This window comes from Oleiphilus sp. HI0079 (assembly GCF_001635105.1).
The window spans coordinates 1-1,093 of record NZ_LWFT01001212.1 but is presented as its reverse complement, the minus strand read 5'-3'; the positions used below and the strand labels follow the sequence as shown (position 1 = coordinate 1,093).

Sequence of the window (1,093 nt, the reverse complement as noted above, 5' to 3'; positions counted from 1 at the left end):
AATATCGAACTGCCCTTCTGAGTGAGCCTCACTGGATCCCGCGTGCTGCTCGATCGTATCGTGCGGCAAGTCGCCTTTCAGCTTCAGGTAGTAACCGTAAAGTTTTAGTACCCCTAAACCCGTCATCATACCGACCATGGACGGAAGATGGAGCGCACTATGAAATGTAACTGCCATTGCAATTGTGCCTAAGAAAAGGAAGATAACAGTGACTCCGCCACGCTTGATTCTTACTTCTTCGGTAACCCCCTCTGGTTGCCCTTTTGGTAAAAACAACGACATGAGAATTGCCGGCACAAGCCAGTTAACAATGGCCGGCACAAGTAACGCAAAAAACCCGAGAAACTCGACCTTACCTTTCTGCCAAACCATAAGTGTTGTGATGTCACCAAACGGGCTGAAAGCACCACCCGCATTTGCTGCGATAACAATATTCACACAGCCCATGCCGATAAAAGTCTTGTTATCGCCACCAACCGCCATAACGACCGCCGCCATGACCAATGCCGTCGTTAGATTATCCGCGATGGGAGAAATACAGAAGGCCAGTAAGCCGGTAATCCAGAAGATAGATTTTAATGAATAACCCCGAGAGACCAGCACCGAGCGCAGAGCAGCAAATACATTACGTTCCTGCATTGTGTTTACGTAGGTCATCGCAGCAAGTAGAAAGAGCAACAGTTCGGCGTATTCGAGGATATTATGCTGAATCATGGTATGCGCACTCGTCGTATCGCCCGCCATGTTGTAGGAGATCGCAACGAACACCCATATGATGCCCGCAGCCACCATGACCGGCTTGGACTTACGCAGATGCAAAAACTCTTCGCCGATAACCAGCATGTAGGCCAAGACAAAAATCAAAATCGACAAACCACCCAACCAGGTCGCGGTTAGATCCAGCATGGTGACTTCGCCACCACTTGCTAGAGCATTTGTTGCACCTGCACTCAACACAAGTGCGAATAGTGCTTTCACTGCTGCTTTCATGTTTTCCTCTACTCGTAAGCTAAATCAATCACTCTACAAAACGAAAAAGCCACCGAGTACTGAAAACTGTGCTCGGTGGCCAAAAAATTTGGATTGTAAATCG

At 48.2% G+C, this 1,093-nt stretch carries 1 protein-coding gene; it reads right to left on the bottom strand.

Features of this window, described 5'->3' with window-relative positions; translation table 11 throughout:
* A partial coding sequence (gene nhaD / locus A3750_RS21550) for a sodium:proton antiporter NhaD (RefSeq protein WP_197475222.1) occupies nt 1-990 on the bottom strand: 990 nt, incomplete at its 3' end.
* Nucleotides 991-1,093: the final 103 nt, after the last annotated feature.